Source organism: Dactylosporangium sp. NPDC005555 (assembly GCF_040605635.1).
Lineage (GTDB): Bacteria > Actinomycetota > Actinomycetes > Mycobacteriales > Micromonosporaceae > Dactylosporangium.
In genome coordinates this window covers 1-1,776 of sequence record NZ_JBEXDG010000160.1, presented here as the reverse complement: position 1 = coordinate 1,776, position 1,776 = coordinate 1, and the positions used below count along the sequence as shown (strand labels likewise).

General features: G+C 35.6%; 1 protein-coding gene and 1 pseudogene. Both read left to right on the top strand.

All coding sequences use genetic code 11. From position 1 onward, the window contains the following. Positions 1-154: 154 nt before the first annotated feature. On the top strand, positions 155-1,171 hold the full coding sequence (gene oppD, locus ABZS58_RS51220; RefSeq protein WP_354792111.1) for a murein tripeptide/oligopeptide ABC transporter ATP-binding protein OppD: 1,017 nt from the start codon (positions 155-157) through the stop codon (positions 1,169-1,171). After that, a pseudogene (gene oppF, locus ABZS58_RS51215) lies at positions 1,168-1,776 on the top strand (murein tripeptide/oligopeptide ABC transporter ATP-binding protein OppF); the annotation flags it as partial. The gene oppD and the pseudogene oppF, both read left to right, overlap by 4 nt.

The following is a 1,776-nucleotide window of genomic DNA, read 5'->3' as shown; positions in this document are numbered from 1 at the left end:
ATTAGGGGAGTGTTTTTTTATTCCGAATATACTAAATTGTTGCAAAAATTAATAAAAAAGAATATAATACCGTAAGTCCTTGTTTTGAAACAAAAGTAATTTGTTTTCAATAAAAGATATTGAGTATAAATAAGAATACAGAATGGAGGTAAATGTGGAAAGTGAAAATATTTTGGAAGCAAAACAAGTGAGTGTTGCCTTTCGGATTGCTGGTAAATTTCAAAAAGCAATTTATGATATTGATTTAAGTCTTAGACGTGGTGAAGTTTTAGCCATTGTTGGGGAATCAGGTTCTGGGAAATCAACTTTGGCAACTGCTGTTATGGGATTACACAACCCAAATCAAACTCAAATTACAGGCTCCATTTTATTGGATGAGGAAGAAGTGATTGGTAAAACGGGTGACTCCATGGCAAATATTCGAGGAAGTAAAGTTGGAATGATTTTTCAAAATCCACTCACTGCGCTTAATCCATTGATGAAAATTGGGCAGCAAATCAAGGAAATGCTGGCCGTGCATGATGTTTATCCAGAAAATCAGTATGAAAGTAGAATCTTTCAACTTTTAGAACAAGTAGGAATTCCAAATCCTAAAAGAGTCGTTAATCAATTTCCCCACCAACTTTCAGGCGGGATGAGACAAAGAGTAATGATTGCAATAGCCATTGCCAATGACCCAGATTTGATTATTGCTGATGAGCCAACGACTGCTTTAGACGTTACCATTCAAGCTCAGATTTTAGACTTGATTTTAGAAATACAAAAGAAGAAGAATGCTGGGGTTATTCTAATTACTCATGATTTAGGGGTTGTTGCTGAAGTTGCTGATACAGTGGCGGTGATGTATGCCGGACAACTCGTCGAAAAAGCTTCTGTTGAAGAGCTTTTTCAAAATCCCAAACATCCATACACCCGGTCACTTTTGCGTTCAAATCCATCTGCCGAAACAGTTTCGGATGATTTATATGTGATTCCAGGGTCTGTGCCTTCTCTGTCAGAAATTGAGTATGACAAAGATTTATTTCTCGCTCGAGTGCCTTGGATGAAAGAAGAAGCTCAAAAAGTAATTTCGGAAAAAATGACTGAAATTTCTTCAAATCATTTTGTTCGAGGTCAGGCTTGGAAAAAATTTGAATTTCCAGATCAAAAATTGAAAGGGGGTAAAAAGTGAGCGAAATTCTTAATTTAAAGGACTTAAAAGTTTATTATCCTATTCGATCTGGTTTCTTTAATCGAGTGACAGATAATGTTTTAGCCGTTGATGAAGTAGATTTAACGATTCATGAAGGAGAAACTGTCGGTTTAGTTGGTGAATCTGGCTCTGGAAAATCAACGATTGGCAAAACAATTGTTGGTTTAGAACAAATGACATCAGGACAATTGATTTACAAAGGACAAGATGTCAGCAAAAAAAAGATAAGAAACCAGCTCAAATACAATAAAGATGTTCAAATGATTTTTCAAGATGCATTTTCGAGTTTGAATCCACGGAAAACAATTTACGATATCATTGCGGAGCCTATTCGAAATTTTGAAAAAATAGATGCTAATACGGAAAATAAACGGATTCATGAATTATTGGATATTGTTGGACTACCTAAACAAGCTTTAGAACAGTATCCTTTCCAATTTTCTGGAGGTCAACAACAAAGAATTGGAATCGCACGGGCAGTTGCTACTAATCCTAAGTTAATTGTGGCCGATGAACCAGTTTCAGCATTAGACTTATCTGTTCAAGCTCAGGTTTTGAATTTCATGAAGCTCATTCAAAAGGAA